The organism is Gordonia sp. Z-3, from assembly GCF_036233855.1.
GTDB classification, from domain to species: domain Bacteria; phylum Actinomycetota; class Actinomycetes; order Mycobacteriales; family Mycobacteriaceae; genus Gordonia; species Gordonia tangerina.
In genome coordinates this window covers 115,353-133,580 of record NZ_JAZARS010000014.1, presented here as the reverse complement: position 1 = coordinate 133,580, position 18,228 = coordinate 115,353, and the positions used below count along the sequence as shown (strand labels likewise).

16 protein-coding genes are annotated in these 18,228 nt (G+C 66.2%); 9 read left to right on the top strand and 7 right to left on the bottom strand.

Annotated features, from left to right (window positions below):
* Window positions 1–9 precede the first annotated feature (9 nt).
* Complete coding sequence (locus VX037_RS16880) at window positions 10–1,566, bottom strand: APC family permease (RefSeq protein WP_287015751.1); 1,557 nt, start codon at window positions 1,564–1,566, stop codon at window positions 10–12.
* Window positions 1,567–1,855: 289 nt separating this feature from the next.
* Window positions 1,856–2,290: an Lrp/AsnC family transcriptional regulator gene (locus VX037_RS16875; RefSeq protein WP_287015750.1), complete on the bottom strand. Its 435-nt coding sequence runs from the start codon at window positions 2,288–2,290 to the stop codon at window positions 1,856–1,858.
* Window positions 2,291–2,401: 111 nt separating this feature from the next.
* Between VX037_RS16875 and VX037_RS16870 the strand changes: the two genes are divergently transcribed.
* The 3 genes from VX037_RS16870 (at window position 2,402) to clpB (ending at window position 6,806) form a co-directional block, all read left to right on the top strand.
* Complete coding sequence (locus tag VX037_RS16870; protein WP_266063491.1) at window positions 2,402–3,463, top strand: Glu/Leu/Phe/Val family dehydrogenase; 1,062 nt, start codon at window positions 2,402–2,404, stop codon at window positions 3,461–3,463.
* 10 nt (window positions 3,464–3,473) lie between these two features.
* Window positions 3,474–4,076, top strand: a complete 603-nt coding sequence (locus VX037_RS16865) for an enoyl-CoA hydratase-related protein (protein ID WP_328715035.1) — start codon at window positions 3,474–3,476, stop codon at window positions 4,074–4,076.
* Window positions 4,077–4,253: 177 nt separating this feature from the next.
* Window positions 4,254–6,806 carry an ATP-dependent chaperone ClpB gene (gene clpB, locus VX037_RS16860; protein WP_266063489.1) on the top strand — a complete coding sequence of 851 codons (2,553 nt, stop codon included), beginning with the start codon at window positions 4,254–4,256 and terminating at the stop codon, window positions 6,804–6,806.
* Between the two features lie 269 nt (window positions 6,807–7,075).
* On the opposite strand, the gene VX037_RS16855 is transcribed toward clpB, so the two are convergent.
* The 3 genes from VX037_RS16855 to VX037_RS16845 all read right to left on the bottom strand — a co-directional run bounded on the left by VX037_RS16855 (window position 7,076) and on the right by VX037_RS16845 (window position 11,303).
* Window positions 7,076–8,710 (bottom strand): dihydroxyacetone kinase family protein, encoded by a 1,635-nt coding sequence (locus VX037_RS16855; RefSeq protein WP_328715034.1) that lies wholly within the window; start codon window positions 8,708–8,710, stop codon window positions 7,076–7,078.
* 9 nt (window positions 8,711–8,719) lie between these two features.
* Window positions 8,720–9,325 carry an ECF RNA polymerase sigma factor SigK gene (gene sigK / locus VX037_RS16850; RefSeq protein ID WP_328715032.1) on the bottom strand — a complete coding sequence of 202 codons (606 nt, stop codon included), beginning with the start codon at window positions 9,323–9,325 and terminating at the stop codon, window positions 8,720–8,722.
* Between the two features lie 130 nt (window positions 9,326–9,455).
* Window positions 9,456–11,303: a glycoside hydrolase family 15 protein gene (locus tag VX037_RS16845; RefSeq protein ID WP_328715030.1), complete on the bottom strand. Its 1,848-nt coding sequence runs from the start codon at window positions 11,301–11,303 to the stop codon at window positions 9,456–9,458.
* Between the two features lie 153 nt (window positions 11,304–11,456).
* Between VX037_RS16845 and VX037_RS16840 the strand changes: the two genes are divergently transcribed.
* Window positions 11,457–12,278 carry a MerR family transcriptional regulator gene (locus VX037_RS16840; RefSeq protein ID WP_328715029.1) on the top strand — a complete coding sequence of 274 codons (822 nt, stop codon included), beginning with the start codon at window positions 11,457–11,459 and terminating at the stop codon, window positions 12,276–12,278.
* A gap of 9 nt (window positions 12,279–12,287) precedes the next feature.
* On the opposite strand, the gene VX037_RS16835 is transcribed toward VX037_RS16840, so the two are convergent.
* Entirely contained in the window at window positions 12,288–12,632 is a 345-nt protein-coding gene (locus VX037_RS16835) for a winged helix-turn-helix transcriptional regulator (protein ID WP_328715028.1), read from the bottom strand.
* A gap of 83 nt (window positions 12,633–12,715) precedes the next feature.
* On the opposite strand from VX037_RS16835, the gene VX037_RS16830 reads away from it, so the two are divergent.
* The 5 genes from VX037_RS16830 (at window position 12,716) to nhaA (ending at window position 17,319) form a co-directional block, all read left to right on the top strand.
* The gene (locus tag VX037_RS16830) at window positions 12,716–13,717 is read left to right on the top strand and encodes a zinc-binding alcohol dehydrogenase family protein (RefSeq protein WP_328715027.1); all 1,002 of its coding nucleotides are present in this window, start codon (window positions 12,716–12,718) and stop codon (window positions 13,715–13,717) included.
* 61 nt (window positions 13,718–13,778) lie between these two features.
* On the top strand, window positions 13,779–14,387 hold the full coding sequence (locus VX037_RS16825) for a DNA-3-methyladenine glycosylase I (RefSeq protein ID WP_328715025.1): 609 nt from the start codon (window positions 13,779–13,781) through the stop codon (window positions 14,385–14,387).
* A 199-nt stretch (window positions 14,388–14,586) separates the two neighbouring features.
* Window positions 14,587–15,339 carry a maleate cis-trans isomerase family protein gene (locus VX037_RS16820; RefSeq protein ID WP_235724416.1) on the top strand — a complete coding sequence of 251 codons (753 nt, stop codon included), beginning with the start codon at window positions 14,587–14,589 and terminating at the stop codon, window positions 15,337–15,339.
* 5 nt (window positions 15,340–15,344) lie between these two features.
* Window positions 15,345–15,737, top strand: a complete 393-nt coding sequence (locus tag VX037_RS16815; RefSeq protein WP_328715024.1) for a PPOX class F420-dependent oxidoreductase — start codon at window positions 15,345–15,347, stop codon at window positions 15,735–15,737.
* A 289-nt stretch (window positions 15,738–16,026) separates the two neighbouring features.
* The gene (gene nhaA / locus VX037_RS16810; RefSeq protein WP_235724418.1) at window positions 16,027–17,319 is read left to right on the top strand and encodes a Na+/H+ antiporter NhaA; all 1,293 of its coding nucleotides are present in this window, start codon (window positions 16,027–16,029) and stop codon (window positions 17,317–17,319) included.
* Window positions 17,320–17,391: 72 nt separating this feature from the next.
* Here nhaA and VX037_RS16805 read toward each other — a convergent pair whose 3' ends face one another.
* Window positions 17,392–18,171: a maleate cis-trans isomerase family protein gene (locus tag VX037_RS16805; RefSeq protein ID WP_235724419.1), complete on the bottom strand. Its 780-nt coding sequence runs from the start codon at window positions 18,169–18,171 to the stop codon at window positions 17,392–17,394.
* Window positions 18,172–18,228: the final 57 nt, after the last annotated feature.

The window sequence follows — 18,228 nt, the reverse complement described above, 5'->3', positions numbered from 1 at the left end:
AAACGGTGGTCAGTCGTCGGTCGACGCTTGCTCTGCGCGTGCGCCGGTCGAGACGTACTCGGGCTCAGTTGCGAGTGTTGCGGGAGGAGCGGCCAGTCGCCGTCCCAGGACCGAATGGCGCCGACCGTAGATAAGGTAGACGACGACACCCAGCACCATCCATGCGACGAAGCGAATCCAGGTCTCCACGGACAGATTGATCATCAGCCATCCGCACGCGATGATCGCGATCGCCGGAACGATCGGGCTGCCGGGAACCCGGAAGCCGCGCTTCAGGTCGGGCCGCGTGCGCCGCAACACGATGACACCGGCGCAGACGAGGACGAAGGCGAACAGGGTGCCGATGTTGACCATCTGCTCGAGTGTCTCGATGGGGAACACCGCCGCGATCACCGCGACGATTCCGCCGACGAGCATCGTGATGCGAATCGGATTGCCGGACTTGTTGGTTGTGCCCCACGACCGGGGGACGAGCCCGTCGCGGGACATCGCGAACAGCACCCGTGTCTGCCCCAGCATCATCACCATCACGACGGTGGTCAGGCCGGCCAGTGCGCCGACGTTGATCGCTGTCTGCGCCCAGGTCACCCCGTGGTACTCGAATGCGGTTGCCAGGGTGGCCGTGCCGTCGTCGACGAGTGGTCCGTCGGTGCGCAGCTGTTGATAACTGACCATGCCGGTGAGGACGACGGTGACGGCCACGTAGAGGACGGTGACGATGGCCAGCGAGCCCAGAATGCCCCGGGGAATGGACTTCTGCGGATTCTTGGTCTCCTCGGCGGTGGTCGCCACGACGTCGAACCCGATGAAGGCAAAGAACAGCAGGCTGGCGGCGGCCAACAGGCCGTACCAGCCGTAGTCGCTGCCGTGGGAGCCGCTGAGCAGCGAGAACAGCGTCTGCTGCAGACCGGCCCCGCTCTCGGTGTTCGCCTCCGTCGGTGGGACGAAGGGCCGGTAGTTGTCGGTGTTGATGAAGAAGGCGCCGACGATGATGACCAACAGCACCACCGCCACCTTGATGGCGGTGACGATCGCCGATACCCGCGACGACAGTTTGACGCCGAAGGCCAGCGTCAGCGTGATGGCACCGATGATCACCACCGCGCCCAGATCCAGGCTGACACCGCCGATCTCGACCGTGGTCGCAGTGCCGAGGAAGTCGGCCAGATACAGTGACCACCCCTTGGCCACCACCGAACTGGCCAGAGCGAACTCGAGGATCAGGTCCCACCCGATGATCCAGGCGATGAACTCGCCGAACGTGGCGTAAGAGAAGGTGTAGGCGCTGCCGGCGACCGGGACCGTCGAGGCGAACTCCGCGTAACACAAGGCCGCCAGGCCGCAGGCGACGGCGGCGAGGACGAAGGCCAGCGACACCGATGGTCCGGCGACGTCACCGGCCGTGCGGGCCGTGAGGGTGAAGATGCCGGCACCGATGACGACCGCGACACCGAAGGTCGTCAAATCCCGCGTGGTCAGGTCCTTGCGTAATCGACTGCGCGGCTCATCGGTTTCGGCGATCGACTGCTCGACCGACTTCGTCCGCCATATGCCGACTCCGGGCATGGTGTCTCCTCAATGCGAGTTGTGCTCGCGCAGTGTGCATCCGGCTGCCGGGAACTCCCGCTTGTGGCGGTCGGCCGGGGTGCGCGGGATCGGTGTCCGCGGGCTGCGCCCCGGCCTGTCAGGTGAGTGCCGGCATTGCCCGCCATGCAAGCAGTGTGATGTGGCACACGCCAGATGAAGACGCGAAATCCGGGTCAGGACGCAAAGATCGTCGTATTGACCGGCTTCGTGTGGAAATTTCTTGCGCGCAGAGTCGTGACGACGCTCGCCGGGTGCCGTTGGTGCGTCGTCACCGATGCCACGAGCCGAGCACGATCATCGTCTTCGTCCCGGTCGCCTTGCCGCCCCGACGTAGATGGTTGATGACCTGCTGCAGGTGGCTGTGGTCGCGGGCGCGCACCTTCACCAGCATGTCGGGGTCGCCGGCGATCGTGTAGACGGCCTCCACCTCGGGTATCTCCGTCATCGCCTGCATCATCTCCTCGGGTTGCGACGTGCCCACGTAGCGCACCTCGGTGAAGGCATGCACCGGCCAGCCGAGTGCCGTCTGGTCGATCGTGGCGGTGAATCCGGTGATCACCTGCTGGGCACGTAACCGATCGACTCGGCGCTTGGTCGCTGCGACGGACAGATTGACCCGGCCGGCCAGCTCCGAGAAGGTGGCGCGGCCGTCCTCGGACAGCAAGGCCAGCAGGGCCAGATCAACATCATCGAGATCGACCATGCGCAACAATTTATCGAAAGCGCTCTCCCGGTGATAAACGTTTGCGTCACGAGGGTCAGTTCGCGCCAAGTCCTTGCGGCCGCATTTCGGTCGGTCATAGCGTCGGGCGCCATGACCACAACCTTCGCAGCATCCGACTTGACCGCCGAACTCCACCAGCGCGATTTCGAACAGCTCGTCATCTGCCGAGATCCCGAGGTGGGACTGGAATCGGTTATCGCCGTACATGATACGACGCTTGGGCCATCGCTGGGCGGTGTGCGGATGCGTCGCTATCCGTCTCGGGCGGCCGCGGTGGCGGATGCGATGGATCTCGCCCAGGCGATGACCTACAAGGCCGCGCTCGCCGGAGTGCCGCTCGGCGGCGGCAAGAGTGTGATCAACGCCGATTCGCGCGTGGCCAACCGTGACGAGGTCTTGATCGCTCACGCCAAATATGTTGCGGCATTGAATGGTCGCTATATCCCGGCACTCGACATGGGCACGTCGGTGCGCGATCTGGAGCTGATCGGACGTCACGTCCCGGTGGTGTGCGCGCAGCGCGGCGACCCGTCCTACTTCACCGCGCGTGGCGTGGTGCGCAGCATCGAGGTCGCGCTGGAGGCCTGTGGTCGATCCGTCGCGGGCAGTCGCGTGGCGATCCAGGGGCTGGGGAATGTCGGTCTGCACGTCGCCCGGATGCTGTGTGCTGCCGAAGTGGAGGTGCTCGCCGCCGACATCGATCCGGTACGGGTGCACGACGCGGTCGACGAACTCGGGGTCACCGCCACGGATTTGGCCGACATTCTGTTTGCCGACGCCGATGTGCTGGCACCATGCGCCGCCGGCGGGGTCATCGACGAGCATGCGGTCCCCCGGTTGCGGGCTTCGGCACTCGTCGGTGCCGCCAACAACATGCTCACGACCCCGGCGCTCGCCCGCGATCTGCGCGAGCGTGGCATCGTGCACGTCCCCGACTTCGTCGCCAACGCCGGTGGGCTCATCGCGGTAGAAGCCGAACTCCGCGACGACGAGAGCGGCCTCGCCGACCGCGTCGATGCCATCGCGGACACGGCCCGCGACATGGTGAACCGTTCGGAGCGAAACGGTGTCGACGTGGTGAGCGCGGCGCTGTCGATGGCCACCGAGATCATCGAGGGCAATCGCAAGTATCGGCCGTGGTTCCGCGCGTAGTGTCACAGCGGTGACCGAACCGCTGCTGGTGGATGTGCGTGACGGTGCCGCACTGGTGACTCTCGATCGGCCGCAGGCGCGCAACGCGCTCAGCCCGGATCTGGCCGATGGCCTGAGCGCGGCACTGCGCCGACTCGACGCGGACGACGCCGTTCGGGCGATCGTGCTCACCGGTGCCGACCCGGCATTCTGCGCGGGACTCGACCTCAAGAGCCTGGCCGCCGACGGACCCGCCTACCTCGAGGCCATCCGCGAGTCGAACTGCATCCGGCTGGTTGGTGAGCTCGCCACACCCGTGGTGGGTGCGGTAAATGGTGCGGCATTCACCGGGGAAGTGGTGGATGCGGCCCTGGCATTGCGCATCGGCCTGGTGACCGAGGTCGTCGCACACGAGGATCTGCTGGGACGCGCATGGGACCTCGCACGGCGGATCGCTGATGCCGACGGTGAGATGATGCGGTCGGTCAAGCGGATCTACGACGCGGGCTGGGATGCGACAACCGGGGCGGCCCTCGATGTGGAAGGGGAGTTGGCAGCGGCGGCGGCGCCGGAGTGGTCGGCGCTGGAAGCGAATCGACAACAGGTCATGGCACGCAACCGGGCGCAGTTGTGAGTGTTGGGGCGGCCGCCTATCGCTCTCCGCAAGCGCCTACTCCTCGCGCCCGTGGACGTGTCCTGCGTCACCGATGAAGCTCAAGTTGAGTGAAATAGACTCAAGTTTGTTGGCGTTACACCTCTCGTATGGCTCATACTTGAGCCTGTTGGACTAAAGAGAGAAAGGTACACGCCCGTGGACAGCTTCAACCCGACCACCAAGACGCAGCAGGCCCTGAGCGCTGCTGTGCAGGCGGCGGCCTCTGCTGGTAATTCCGACGTGCGCCCGGCCCACATCCTGGTGGCCCTGCTCGATCAGTCCGACGGCATCGCCGCGCCGCTGCTCAAGGCGGTCGGGGTGGACCCGTCGACGGTTCGTTCGCAGGCTCAGGCACTGGTGAACCGAGCGCCGACGGTGTCCAGCGCGAGCGCGCAGCCGCAGCTCTCCCGCGAGTCGATCGCGGCAATCAGTGCAGCTCAGCAGCTCGCCGGTGAGCTCGACGACGAGTACGTGTCGACCGAGCACATCCTGGTCGGGCTGGCCACCGGAGACTCGGAGGTCGCCAAGCTGCTGGCCAACGCCGGCGCGACCCCGCAGACCCTGCGGGATGCGTTCGTCTCGGTGCGCGGTAGTGCCCGCGTGACCAGCGAGGACCCGGAGTCGACATATCAGGCGTTGGAGAAGTACTCCACCGACCTGACCGCGGCCGCCCGTGAGGGCAAACTCGACCCGGTCATCGGACGTGACACCGAGATCCGCCGCGTGGTGCAGGTACTGAGCCGCCGCACCAAGAACAATCCGGTGCTCATCGGTGAACCCGGCGTCGGCAAGACGGCCATCGTCGAGGGGCTGGCGCAGCGCATCATCGCCGGCGACGTCCCTGAATCGCTCCGCAACAAGACGGTCATTTCCCTGGACATGGGTTCGATGGTGGCCGGTGCCAAGTACCGCGGTGAGTTCGAGGAACGCCTCAAGGCGGTGCTCGACGAGATCAAGGGATCGGCCGGTCAGGTCATCACCTTCATCGACGAGCTGCACACCATCGTCGGCGCCGGTGCGACCGGCGACTCCGCGATGGACGCCGGAAACATGATCAAGCCGATGCTCGCCCGCGGCGAGCTGCGGTTGGTCGGCGCGACGACGTTGGAAGAGTATCGCCAGCACATCGAGAAGGACGCCGCGCTCGAACGCCGCTTCCAGCAGGTCTACGTCGGCGAGCCGTCGGTGGAGGACACCATCGGCATCCTGCGCGGACTCAAGGATCGTTACGAGGTGCACCACGGTGTGCGCATCACCGACTCCGCGCTGGTGTCGGCGGCGACGCTGTCCGATCGCTACATCACCTCGCGCTTCCTGCCGGACAAGGCCATCGACCTGGTCGACGAGGCCGCGTCGCGCCTGCGGATGGAGATCGATTCGCGTCCGGTCGAGATCGACGAGGTCGAGCGCATCGTGCGCCGGCTCGAGGTCGAGGAGGTCGCCCTGCAGAAGGAGACCGACGAGGCCTCGAAGGAGCGCCTGGAGAAGCTGCGCGGCGAACTCGCCGACCAGAAGGAGAAGCTCAACGAACTCTCGGCTCGCTGGCAGTCGGAGAAGACCGCCATCGATGCTGTGCGCGACGTCAAGGAGGAGCTGGAACGGCTTCGCGGAGAAGCGGATCGCGCCGAGCGCGAAAGCGATCTCGGCCGTGCCGCCGAACTGCGCTACGGCCGGATCCCGGGCCTCGAAAAGGAACTGGCGGCCGCGCTGGAGAAGACCGGCACCGATCCCGGCCAGGACGTGATGCTGCAGGAGGAGGTCGGACCCGACGATGTGGCGCAGGTCGTGTCGTCGTGGACCGGAATCCCCGCCGGCCGCATGCTGGAAGGTGAGACCGCCAAGCTGCTGCGCATGGAAGATGAACTCGGACAACGGGTCATCGGCCAGAAGGACGCCGTGCAGGCGGTGTCGGATGCGGTCCGTCGCGCCCGCGCCGGGGTGGCCGATCCGAATCGTCCGCTGGGCTCGTTCATGTTCCTCGGCCCCACCGGTGTCGGTAAGACCGAGCTGGCCAAGGCCCTGGCCGAGTTCCTGTTCGACGACGAACGTGCGATGGTCCGCATCGACATGAGCGAGTACGGAGAAAAGCACAGCGTCGCACGGCTCGTCGGCGCGCCTCCCGGCTATGTCGGGTATGAGGCGGGCGGTCAGCTGACCGAGGCGGTGCGGCGTCGGCCGTACACGGTGGTGCTGTTCGACGAGATCGAGAAAGCGCACCCGGACGTGTTCGACGTGCTGCTGCAGGTGCTCGACGAGGGTCGCCTCACCGACGGTCAGGGCCGCACGGTGGACTTCCGCAACACCATCCTCATCCTCACGTCCAACCTGGGCGCGGGTGGCGACAAGGACCAGGTGATGATGGCCGTGCGCAGTCGGTTCAAGCCGGAGTTCATCAACCGTCTCGACGATGTGATCGTCTTCGACGCGCTGAGCCCGGAGGAGCTGGTGTCCATCGTCGACATCCAGCTCGCCCAGCTGGGCAAGCGCCTGGCGCAGCGTCGCCTGGAGCTGTCGGTCACCCCGAAGGCCAAGGAGTGGCTGGCCGAGCGTGGCTTCGATCCGCTCTACGGTGCCCGTCCGCTACGGCGGCTGGTGCAGCAGGCGATCGGCGACCAGCTCGCGAAGGCGTTGCTGGCCGGCGACATTCACGACGGCGACGTGGTGCCGGTGAATGTGGGTGCCGACGGGGAGTCGTTGGTGCTCGGCTGAGCCGGCAGAGTCGCAACTGACTGAAATCGGCTCCCTCAGGTCGGACCGAGGGGATATCCCCTCGGAGCCGTCCGAGGGGGCCGATTTCAGTCACGGGCGGATTCTTGCGTTACGGGTTTCGATACGCGCCGGGCTCGCAAGCTCGCTCGGCGCTACTCCAACCCGCGGGGGTGGGGTCTGGCCGCTGCGAAACCCGCCACGGCGATGAGGCCCCCAACTCGGTGGTCGAGTAGTCGCGAGCGGCAGCGAGTGACGTATCGAGACCGGCCTCAGCTACCGATCTCGGCCGCGGCCCGATACAACCACGAGACGACCAGCGCACCCGGATCGACCACGCCGCGGGCATTCTCGCCCACATAGCTGGCCCGTCCCTTGGCGGCGGTGGTGTCGCGGGTGGATTCGGCGCCGTCCTCGGCTGCCTGCGCGACCTCATCGAGCGCCGCGCCATCGTTCAACGCGCCGGCTGCCGGGGCCAACGCGTCGACCATCGTGTTGTCGCCGACCTCGGCACCACCGAGGTCCTTGATCTCGGCGAGCGCTGCGCCCGTGCCGTCGCGCAGGGCCGCAGCGAAGTCATCGGATTCCGCGAACGCGGAGGCGAGCTGACGGAACAGCACCCCGAACACCGCACCCGAGGTACCGCCGGCGCGCACCAGGAACGAGGTGCTGATCGCCGTCAACACCTCGGCATCCGTCCCGCGAAGCGGCGCCTCGAAATGGCCGAGGGCCGCATCCATGTTGGCACCGAAGTCACCGTCGCCGGCCTGCTGGTCCAGCGCGGTCAGGTCGTCGATCGAATCGCGAACGCGGGTGACAAAGGTCGTCAGCCACGCCGACTCGGCGCCCTCGGATGCGGCGTCGTCGGGTTCGGCGAACTCGACATCGCTCACCTCCGCCGGACCGCGGCCGATGTGTGACGGCCACACCGGTGCCTCGGTGTCGGCGTCGAACAGGTCCAGGATCTCGTCGTCGTGACGGACGAGGGTGATCGAGAAGCCGGTCATGTCCAGTGCGGTGACATAGGTGCCGACCATCGAGCGATCGACCGTGACGCCGCGCTGCGACAGATCGGCGACCACCTCCCCGAACACCAGCGACAGCTCGAGCGGGTGAGCTGAGCCCAGGCCGTTCACCAGGCAGATCACCCGCTCGCCCGTACTGAGCCCCAGTGATTCCACGATGCGATCGAGCATGCGGTGAACCAACTCCCGTGCCCCGACCTGCTGGGTCCGCGCCTCGCCGGCCTCACCGTGGATGCCGACACCGAACTCCATCTGGCCCGGTTCGAGGTCGAAGGTCGCCGACTGCGCTCCGGGGATGGTGCACGCGCGGTAGGCAACCGCGAAGCTGCGGGCGTTGTCGGCGGTCCGGCGACCGAGTTCGGCGACTGTTGCGAGGTCGTCCCCGCGGGCGGCCGCTGCGCCACAGATCTTTTCGACGACGATGGTCGCCCCGGTCCCGCGGCGACCGGGACCGGACTCGGACTCGGTCGCGGCGTCGTCGTCGACGAGGACGTGATCGGTGGCGACTTCCTCGCGGAGCAGGTGACGGGCGATCCGGAAGTTCATCACGTCGCCGGTGTAGTTCTTCACCACGTGCAACACGCCCTGCCCGCGGTCGGCCCATCGGGTGGCGCCGACGATCTGCAGTGCGTTCGGTGATGTGAACACCAGGCCTGGGCAGGCGGCGTCGAGCAGGCCCGCGCCGATCAGCCCGGCGTGCATCGGTTCGTGGCCCGACCCGCCGCCGGAGATCACCGCGACACCGGAGCCCGGAGCCTCGCGACGGTGCAGGAAACCGGGGTCGGGCCGCCAGGCGATGCGCGGGTTGGCGGCGAGAAAGCCGCGCAGTGCGTCGGTGATGAAGGTGTCGGGGGAGTTGAGGACGTACTGGTGTGCGGTCACGACTCCACCCTAGGCAGCGTGACCCGGCTCCAAGTGGGTGCGAAGTCTGCGCATGCCGTCGCGGATGCGGGATTTGACGGCCGGCAACCCGATGCCCAGCCGGTCGGCGACCTCGCGATAGGTCAGACCCTGAAAGTAGGCCAGCTCCACAGATTCTCGCTGCAGGTTGGTCAGCGAGTCCATGCCGTCTCGGACTTCCCGGCGTCGGGCGCGGATCTCCACGGCATCGGATACCTCGTCGACCTCGGGGCGTAGCGAGGCCAGCCCGTATTCGGTGGTGCGCCGATGCGATGCCGTCTCCGACCGCACGCGGTCCACCGCGCGGCGATGCGCCATGGTGATCAGCCACGACAACGCCGACCCCGCGGCGGGATCGAACGCCGATGCCGACCGCCACACCTCCAGATAGACCTCCTGAGTGGTCTCCTCGCTGTATCCGGGGTCGCGCAGCACACGCTGGACCATTCCGAAGACCCGCTCGCACGTGCTGTCGTAGAGGGCGGCGAACGCGGCATGGTCGCCGCCACCGACACGTCGGAGTAGGTCGGCGAGGTCGATATCCGAATCGGTCACGGTGCGCGTCGCGGTGGCGGGCGAAATGTCGAGAACCGTCATGGATGAACCTGTCGCGTCATGAGTGTTGCAGCCGATACGAAAACGCTATCGACGATTCGGGTCCACACCCGCTGTCGGCAGACCATCTGCGATGCATTTGCAACTCGGATAACGGAAAGGTAACGGCGGTTCATCCGCCGGCCAGCCGTCGATCGAGGTTGATGGCCGCACTGATCAGCGACAGGTGAGTGAAGGCCTGCGGCAGGTTGCCGAGCTGCTCGCCGGTCAACCCGATCTGCTCGGCGTAGAGGCCCAGATGATTGGCGTGGGTGAACATCTTCTCCATCGCCAGCCGGGCGTCGGCGAGACGGCCCGAGCGTGTCAACGCCTCGACGTACCAAAACGAGCACAGCGAGAAAGTGCCCTCGCCGCCGTCGAGGCCGTCGTGGCCGTCGGTGGTGTCGTAGCGGAACACCAGCGAGTCGCTGACGAGTTCGTCTTCGATGGCCCGAAGCGTGCTCTGGAAACGGTCGTCGGTGGGCGCCAACAGTTTCACGGCCGGAATCAGGAGCAGCGAGGCGTCCAGGCGGTCGGCGTCGAGGGTCTGCACGAAGGCGCCCAGCTTCTCGTTCCAGCCGCGTTCCATGATCTGGGTGAAGATCTCGTCGCGGGCCGTCATCCAGCCGGCGATGTCGCCGGGCAGGCCGCGCTGGCGACTCATCCGGATCATCCGCTCCAGCCCTACCCAGCACATCAGCCGCGAGTACACATGATGGCGCGGTTCGGTGCGGACCTCCCAGATGCTCTGATCCGGTGCGTCCCAGTTGTCGACCAGCCAGGCCGCTACGTCGCAGAGCTGAGTCCACGACTGATACGAGATGCCCGGTCCGTACTTGTTGAACAGATACACCGAGTCGATGAGCTCGCCATAGATGTCGAGTTGGCGTTGCTGGGCGGCGGCGTTGCCGATCACCACCGGCGACGACCCGCGATAGCCCTCCCAGTCCAACCGTGTCTCCTCCGGCGGGGGATCGCCGTCGAGGGTGTACATCAGGCGTAGCGGACCCGTCAGGTCGTCCTCGCCGTCGGCGAAGCGGCACGTCAGCCACTGCATGAACGCGGCGGCCTCGTCGGTGAACCCGAGTCGCAGCAAGGCGTACAGGGTGAACGCGGTGTCGCGGATCCAGACATAGCGGTAGTCCCAGTTGCGTTCCCCACCGATGCTCTCGGGCAATCCCGCGGTGACCGCGGACACCACCGCGCCGCTCGGTTCGTGGGTGAGCAACTTCAAGGTCAGGGCCGAGCGATGCACCATCTCGCGCCACCGCCCGGTGTAGGTCGACTGCGAGATCCAGTCTTGCCAGAAGGTAACCGTCTCGGCAACGACCTCGGGGCGACGGTCATGCGTGAAGCAGTCATCGGCGATGGATTCCGGGGCCGCGACGGTGGTCATCGATTCGCCGGTGCGGAGACTGAACACGCCTTCGAGGTCGCGGTCGTCGATGGCGTGCCACTCGGCGTCGGAGGCGATGTGCAGGCGTGTTTCGGCGGTCTCGAACGTCGCGCGGCCGTTACCGCCGACCTCGACGGTGTGCGGGGCGCGCCCGTAGTCGAATCGCGGCGCGATGCGCATTCGGAATCTCACCTTGCCGCGGACACACACCACTCGCCGCACGATGCGGGTGCGGTGCTCGGGATCGTGTGGTCGCGCGATGGGCATCAGGTCCTGGACCTCGGCCACACCGTCGTCGCTCATGAAGCGGGTCACCAGGACGTTGGAGTCAGGCAGATAGAACTGCCGGGTCGTCACATCCCCATCGATCTGCTCTATCGTCCACGCGCCGCCATGCTCGGCGTCGAGCAGCGAACCGAACACGCTCGGGGAGTCGAAACGCGGGCAACAGAACCAGTCGATGCGTCCGTCGACCCCGATCACCGCGGCGGTGCGTAGATCGCCTATGACGCCATGGTCGGCGATCGGGAGATACGCGGGCGTGGGGGAGGACGTGGTGGTGGCGCCGTCGCAGCGGGTGGACATATCCGCACCGTAGGCAGGCGCCCGCGCCCGCGGCCGCCGTCGACCGCATACGGTCACAGAGTCGTGATCCGATGCCAAGATTCGATATCGATGGGTCGTCGGGCCGCGGGCGCTTGACCCTGACACCCTGTGAGGCAGGAGTGTGATCGTGTCATGTTCACCATCGGAGATTTCGCCACCATGGGTCGGGTGTCGGTGCGGATGCTGCGGCACTACGACTCGATCGGGCTCCTGCAACCGGCACGCGTCGACGAGTACACGGGCTACCAATACTACGAGGCCGATCAGCTGCGTCGACTCAACCGGCTCGTCGCGCTGAAGGATCTCGGGTTCACCTTGTCCGAGGTGACCCGGATCATCGACGCCGACGTCGACACCGCCGAGCTGCGCGGCATGCTGACTCTGCGGCAATCGCAGGTGGCCGCCCAGATCGAGGCCGACACCGACCGGCTCCGGCGCATCGAGGCGAGACTTCGGATGATCGAAAGGGAAGGCACCATGAGCACCACCTCTGTCACTGTGAAATCCGTCGAGGCACTCCGGATCGCGTCGATCAGCGGAGTCGCCGAGAGCACCGACTCCGCCGATGTCGCGCCCGTCATCCAACCGCTGTTCGGTCAATTGTTCGCCGCACTCGGGCCGGCCGGTGTGGAACCCGCGGGTCCGATCGTCGCGACCTATGCACCCACGGCAGACGGCAAATTGTCCGTCAGCGCGGCATGCACCGTCGCCGACGGGGTGACCGTCGACGGTCTCGTGATCTCCACCCTGCCGGCGCAGGAGCAGGTTGCTTCGTATGTGCACCACGGCGAGATGGCCAACATCGGTGAGGGTTATCAGATCCTGGCCACCTGGATCGACGACAACGGCTACATCACCGACGGCACCGCACGTGAGGTGTACCTGCTCAGTCATCCCGAGCCCGAGGAGAAGTGGCAGACCGAACTGCAGATGCCGATCACCGCGTCGGCCTGAGGCGTCGGATCAGTGCGGAAAGCGCGGCAAGTTGTCCTCCACCCAGTCGCGAAGTGCGTCAAGCGGCACCGAGGCGTCGGCGCCCAGGTCGGTCAGTGCGTACTCCACGTGTAGGGGCACCGCCGGATACACGGTGCGCGTCAGGATGCCGTGCTCTTCGAGTCGGCGCAGCGTGGCGGTGAGCACCTTCGGGCTGATGCCGTCGAGTCGCGTGCGGAGCTCACCGAAACGCATCGGGCCCGACCGCAGGGCACCGATGATGAGGGCGCTCCATTTGTCGGCGAGGAGGTCGAGCATCCCTCGGCAGGGGCATGTGGCCGAGTAGGCGTCACCGCGGTGTTGAGCTGTGCTCATTTATCCTCCTGACGTGCATAGGTTCCCGAAGGATACCAATATCCCTTGCGGGTAACCAGGGTCCTCTGGATACTGTCAGCGCCATGCCGACAACCACATCTGCCATCGCCGCCACCGCACCCGGTCCGATCGACGCCGACACGTCGTTCGTCACGCTCGACGTCGTCGTGGACGACCCCGGCCCACATGATCTGCTCGTGGAGGTTCGGGCCGTCTCGGTCAACCCGGTCGACGTCAAGGTCCGCGCCTCGTTCGATCCCGCCGACGGACCGAAGGTGCTCGGCTTCGACGCGGCCGGTGTCGTGGTCGGGGTCGGATCGGCAGTCACCCGCTTCGCTGTGGGTGACGAGGTCTACTACGCGGGTGTCATCAACCGTCCGGGTAGCAACGCCGCTGTCCAGCTGGTTGACGAGCGCATCGTGGGGCACAAGCCGGCATCACTGAGCTTCGGTGATGCGGCGGCTTTGCCGCTCACGTCGCTGACCGCGTGGGAGGTGCTGTTCGACAAGTTGCGGCTCGAGGAGTCCTCCGCTGGAACACTTCTGGTGGTCGCCGGGGCAGGTGGCGTGGGTTCGATGGTCACGCAGTTGGCGCGGAAGCTGACGGGAGTGACCGCGATCGCAACCGCGTCGCGGCCCGGCTCGGCCGACTGGGTACGGGATCTGGGGGCACACCACGTGGTGGCTCCGCGAGAGATGCGCGATCAGGTTGGCGCCTTGGCGCCGGAAGGGGTCGACTACGTGTTCTCACCCCACTCCCGCGGCAACGTGGAGACCTACGCCGAGATCATGGGCGTGCACGGTCAGGTGGTGGCCATCGACGAACCGGAGGGACTCGACACGTTGCCGCTGAAGAGCAAGAGTCAGAGCTGGCACTGGGAGCTCATGTTCAGCAAACCGCATTATCTTCCGTCCGACGACAGTCAGCATCGAATACTCGATGAGGTGGCGCGGTTTGTCGACGACGGCACGATCCGCAGCACGGTGAATCAGGTCTTCGAGGGATTCACCGTCGAGAATCTCCGCGAGGCGCACCGCATCTCCGAGAGCGGCGGAGCCATCGGGAAAACCGTCGTCATCCGTTGACCATCGGACGTGTCGGTGCACGGCGGTACGGTGCGGTTGATCACCGAACCCGAGGAGTGCCATGTCGTTCGTGACCACCGGAGCCGATGGCGCGACGCGCTGCGGCTGGGCCGCTGTCGAGCCGGAGACGACGTATCACGACGAGGAATGGGGATTCCCGCTCGAGGGCGACGATGCGTTCTTCGAGCGGGTCGCCCTCGAAGGGTTCCAGTCCGGCTTGAGTTGGCGCACCATCCTCACCAAGCGGGAGAACTTCCGGGCCGCGTTCGTCGGATTCTCCATCGAGAAGGTCGCCCGTTTCACCGACTCCGATGTCGACCGGCTCCTCGGCGATGCGGGCATCATCCGTCACCGTGGCAAGATCGAGGCGACCATCAACAACGCCCGCCGCGCGGAGGAGCTCATCGAGAAGGAGGGCTCACTACCGGGTTTTTTCTGGCGCTTCGAGGCGGAGGCGGAGGCGGAGCCACAGTCGCAGACCACGTCGGTGGAGTCGGTTGCGCTGTCCAAGGACCTCAAGAAGCGAGGCTGGAAATTCGTCGGACCCACCACGATGTTCGCGTTGCTGCAGGCCAGCGGGATCGTCAACGACCACGCGGTGCAGTGTGTGACGCGCGAGCGGGTCGCGGCCGCGCGGGCAGCGGCACGTCCTGCGGGTCCAATCGGCTGACGCCGGTCGGCTGGGGTCGCGCGGGCCGTCGACGACCTGCGGGAACGGAATCGACCTGCGGGAACGGTGTCGTCCCGCGTGGACCGAGAGAACCCGCGTCATCGCCATCGAAATGGGCGACTGACCAGCGTCGATCGCGTAACACAAATGTCATCTCGCACAGATTGTTGACAATCCGACAACGTGTCATCATTCCAGCATGAAACCGGTAGAGGTAACGGGTGTCCCCCAGCATCAGGTGGGCATTGGGATGGTGTGCCCGTTCGATATGGCGCTCGACCGGGAGCTGTGGCGGTGGATGCCCGACTCGGCGTCGATCTACTTCACGCGCACGGGCTTCATCGATGCCCCGGTGGATGTCGACCTGTGCCGCGACCTCAACAACCACGCAGACATCACCACCGCTGTCCGCAGCATCACTGCGGTCGGCCCGCGCGTGGTCGGATACGCCTGTGCATCAGGAAGTTTCGTCTACGGAATGACCGGGGCCAAGGAGCTGTCGCACTGCATGGTGGCCGCCGGAGCGAAGGCCGCGGTGACCACCTCGGAGGCGCTGGTGCGGGCGCTTGACGCCATGGACCTCGGCCGCATCGCAGTGGCAACCCCGTACACATCAGCGCTGACCGGCCTGCTGTGTGACTTCATCGGCGAGGCCGGCCGAACGGTGGTGTCACAGGCAGGATTGGGCCGTGACCATGAGATCTGGACGATTCCGTATGCGGTGACCTGCGACCTGATCCGGCAGGCCGACCATCCCGACGCCGATGCCATCTTCGTGTCCTGCACCAATCTCTGGACCTACGAGATCCTCGGCCTGATGGAGGCCGAACTCGGCAAGCCGGTGCTGTCGGCCAATCAGGTCACCGCGTGGGCCACCCTGTCCGAAGCGGGCCTGGTGGCCGAGTCGTTGTCCGCCGACGATGGGCAGTCGTTGTTCGCGCGCGTAGCCTGACATCCATGTCCGATGCACCGTTCGGCGAGGCCGCCGACGCCAAGTACGTCCTGCTGACCACGTTCCGCAAGGACGGCACGCCGAAACCCACGCCCATCTGGGCGGCGATGGATGGCGATCGCATGGTGATGTGGACGGAGGCCGAGTCGTGGAAGGTCAAGCGCATCCGTCGGGACGGCCGGGTCGTGGTGCAGGCCTGTGATGCCCGCGGCAAGACGACCCACGGTGTCGCGATCAACGGCACAGCCGAGATCCTCGACCCGGCAGCCACCGAACACGTCCGCGACCTCATCAAGGGTAAGTACGGCCTGCTGGGCAAGGTGTTGGTCACGGCGTCGACGTGGCGGCGCGGCAAGGCAGGCACCGTGGGCATCGCGATCACACCTTCGGTGACCTGACGTCGGGCGCAATGATCGAGTGACTTCCGTTTCCGTTGGTGTGTTGGCAGGCAACGTATTTCGATCTGATTGAGGCATCTCTGTCGGCAATCGATGTGCGCCATCGGGATTCGTTAGGCTACACTGGGCTGCGGTGTGCCGGGAAGCCTGGTCGGCCACGAGGTGATGTCACTGTCGTGACACCCACGTGCAAGTTGTCGACGATGAAAGGCCAAGGACACCACATGTGGGTACATCATTGCTCGGTGAGCGCAAGGGATCATGATCGTGTGGCGAACGATGTGTCGCCATGACCGGGCGGGGATCGGCGGAAACCGTTGATACGCAGCACCGTCAGACGCCGACGGGACGGCTCGCCGATGTGCTGCGGCGGGACACCGTCGGCGGATTCCTGCTCCTGGGTGCGGCGCTACTGGCGCTCGTATGGGCGAACTCGCCCTGGAGTGACGGGTACGAGACCCTCGGAGACACCCAGGTCGGTGCCGACGTCGTCGGTCTGCATCTCGACCTGAGCCTCACGGCGTGGGCTGCCGACGGCTTGCTCGCGATCTTCTTCTTCGTCGTCGGACTCGAACTCAAACGGGAATTCGTGGCCGGCGATCTCCGTGACCCGCGCCGCGCGGCCCTGCCGGTTGCCGCGGCACTGGGCGGCATGATCGTCCCCGCAGCACTGTTCATCGCCGTGACCTACCGTCAGGGTGCCGACGCGATGCAGGGCTGGGCCATACCGGCGGCCACCGACATCGCCTTCGCCATCGCGATTCTCGCAGTGGTCGCAACACATCTGCCGGTCGCGCTACGGACGTTTCTACTCACACTCGCCGTCGTCGATGACCTGCTTGCCATCACCATTATCGCGGTGTTCTACAGCGACAGCATCGACCTGACCTTCCTGGGTCTGGCAGTGATTCCGTTGGTGCTGTTCGCGATTCTCGTGCAGCGGCGCATCACATCCTGGTGGCTCCTGGTGCCGCTGGCCGGGCTCACCTGGACCTTCGTGCACGAGTCGGGAGTGCACGCGACGGTTGCCGGAGTGCTACTCGGGTTCACCGTGCCGGTGTTGCGTGCCGGCACAACCGGTGATCGCGACGACGGCCCGGGGCTGGCCGAACGTTTCGAGCACACGATCCGACCGCTCTCCTCGGGCGTGGCCGTTCCGGTGTTCGCGTTCTTCGCTGCGGGGGTGGCCTTTGGCGGGGTCGGCGGTCTCGTCTCGGCACTGCAAGAGCCGGTGGCGATGGGGATCGTCGCAGGACTGGTGATCGGAAAGGTGGTGGGGATCTTCGGGACCACCTGGCTGGTGGCGTCGGTGACCCCGGCATCGCTGGACTCCAGTCTCAAGTGGGTCGATGTGATCGGGGCGGCCATGCTGGCCGGCATCGGATTCACCGTGTCGTTGTTGATCGGTGAACTCGCCTTCGCCGGCGACCCTGACCGACAGGAGTACGTCAAAGTGGGCGTGCTGTTCGGTTCGGTGGTGTCGGCGACGCTGGCAACAGTGGTCCTACGGTCTCGGAACCGTCACTATCGCCGACAGCACGAACACGAGGTGCGTGATCGGTCCGTACTGCCTGTCGAGTAGCGGGCAGCGTGGGGACGTTGTCGAGATCGGTTGCGGTGGTTGGTGGCGGCGGGCTCGCGGGCTCGCTCGCCGCTACTCAACCAGCGGGGGATGCACTCCCGCCGACGCTACTCGGGATTCGGGAACGGTGCCGCCGAACAGCGCCCCCAAGCCGTCGACGGACAGTTGTAGGCCGACTAAACGTGTTGCCTGCCAAGTGGTCACCTGATTCGCAGTGAGTACGGGTTTGCCGACCTCGCGTTCGAGATCGGCGATCCAGCCGATGGTGTGCAGCGCGGTGTCGGGAACCAACACCGCCTCGGTGTAGGCCGAGTCGGCCGCGCGGACCATCTCGAACAGGTTGTCGCCGTCCAGGATTCCCGCTTCGGTCGCGGTGTGTACGTCGTGGGCCGACGAGGACACCACCGAGATGCCTGCGCCGGCGAGGAAGGTCGTGAAACCGTCGGCGACCGGAGCGGGATACGTGGCGGCAACCGACACCGACGTCACACCGAGCTCGCGGCAGGCAGCGGCGAATGCCAGGGACGTCGAAGACACCGGCAGACCCACCTGGTCGGCCACCCGGGCGACCTGTTCATGTGCGCCCTCCCAGCCGTATAGGAAGCTGCCGGACGTGCAGGCCCAGATCAGGGCGCCCGGCTCATGGCGCATGGCGCGCTGGGCTCCCTCGCGCAGCGGGGTATCGGTTCCCACGGCGCGCATGGCCTCCACCGTGTGATCGTCGGATTCGATCTCGGTGATGACCACCGGCAGCCGGATCGCGCCGTCGAGGCCGGTCTCGGCGAGCGGGTAGTCGTCTTCGGCGGCATGACCTGGATAGAGCAATGCGACGGTTGGCGTTCTGGTTGTCACTCACAGACCTCCCGGGTAGATTGTCAACAATCTACCAAGAACCGCACGATCTGCTGA

Excerpts from the sequence above, each read along its gene's own strand:
- VX037_RS16880 (WP_287015751.1), bottom strand. The coding sequence starts at position 1,566 with ATGCCCGGAGTCGGCATATGGCGGACGAAGTCGGTCGAGCAGTCGATC.
- VX037_RS16875 (WP_287015750.1), bottom strand. The coding sequence starts at position 2,290 with ATGGTCGATCTCGATGATGTTGATCTGGCCCTGCTGGCCTTGCTGTCC.
- VX037_RS16870 (WP_266063491.1), top strand. The coding sequence starts at position 2,402 with ATGACCACAACCTTCGCAGCATCCGACTTGACCGCCGAACTCCACCAG.
- sigK (WP_328715032.1), bottom strand. The coding sequence starts at position 9,325 with ATGACGGTTCTCGACATTTCGCCCGCCACCGCGACGCGCACCGTGACC.
- VX037_RS16845 (WP_328715030.1), bottom strand. The coding sequence starts at position 11,303 with ATGTCCACCCGCTGCGACGGCGCCACCACCACGTCCTCCCCCACGCCC.
- VX037_RS16840 (WP_328715029.1), top strand. The coding sequence starts at position 11,457 with ATGTTCACCATCGGAGATTTCGCCACCATGGGTCGGGTGTCGGTGCGG.
- VX037_RS16835 (WP_328715028.1), bottom strand. The coding sequence starts at position 12,632 with ATGAGCACAGCTCAACACCGCGGTGACGCCTACTCGGCCACATGCCCC.
- VX037_RS16830 (WP_328715027.1), top strand. The coding sequence starts at position 12,716 with ATGCCGACAACCACATCTGCCATCGCCGCCACCGCACCCGGTCCGATC.
- VX037_RS16825 (WP_328715025.1), top strand. The coding sequence starts at position 13,779 with ATGTCGTTCGTGACCACCGGAGCCGATGGCGCGACGCGCTGCGGCTGG.
- VX037_RS16820 (WP_235724416.1), top strand. The coding sequence starts at position 14,587 with ATGAAACCGGTAGAGGTAACGGGTGTCCCCCAGCATCAGGTGGGCATT.
- VX037_RS16815 (WP_328715024.1), top strand. The coding sequence starts at position 15,345 with ATGTCCGATGCACCGTTCGGCGAGGCCGCCGACGCCAAGTACGTCCTG.
- nhaA (WP_235724418.1), top strand. The coding sequence starts at position 16,027 with ATGACCGGGCGGGGATCGGCGGAAACCGTTGATACGCAGCACCGTCAG.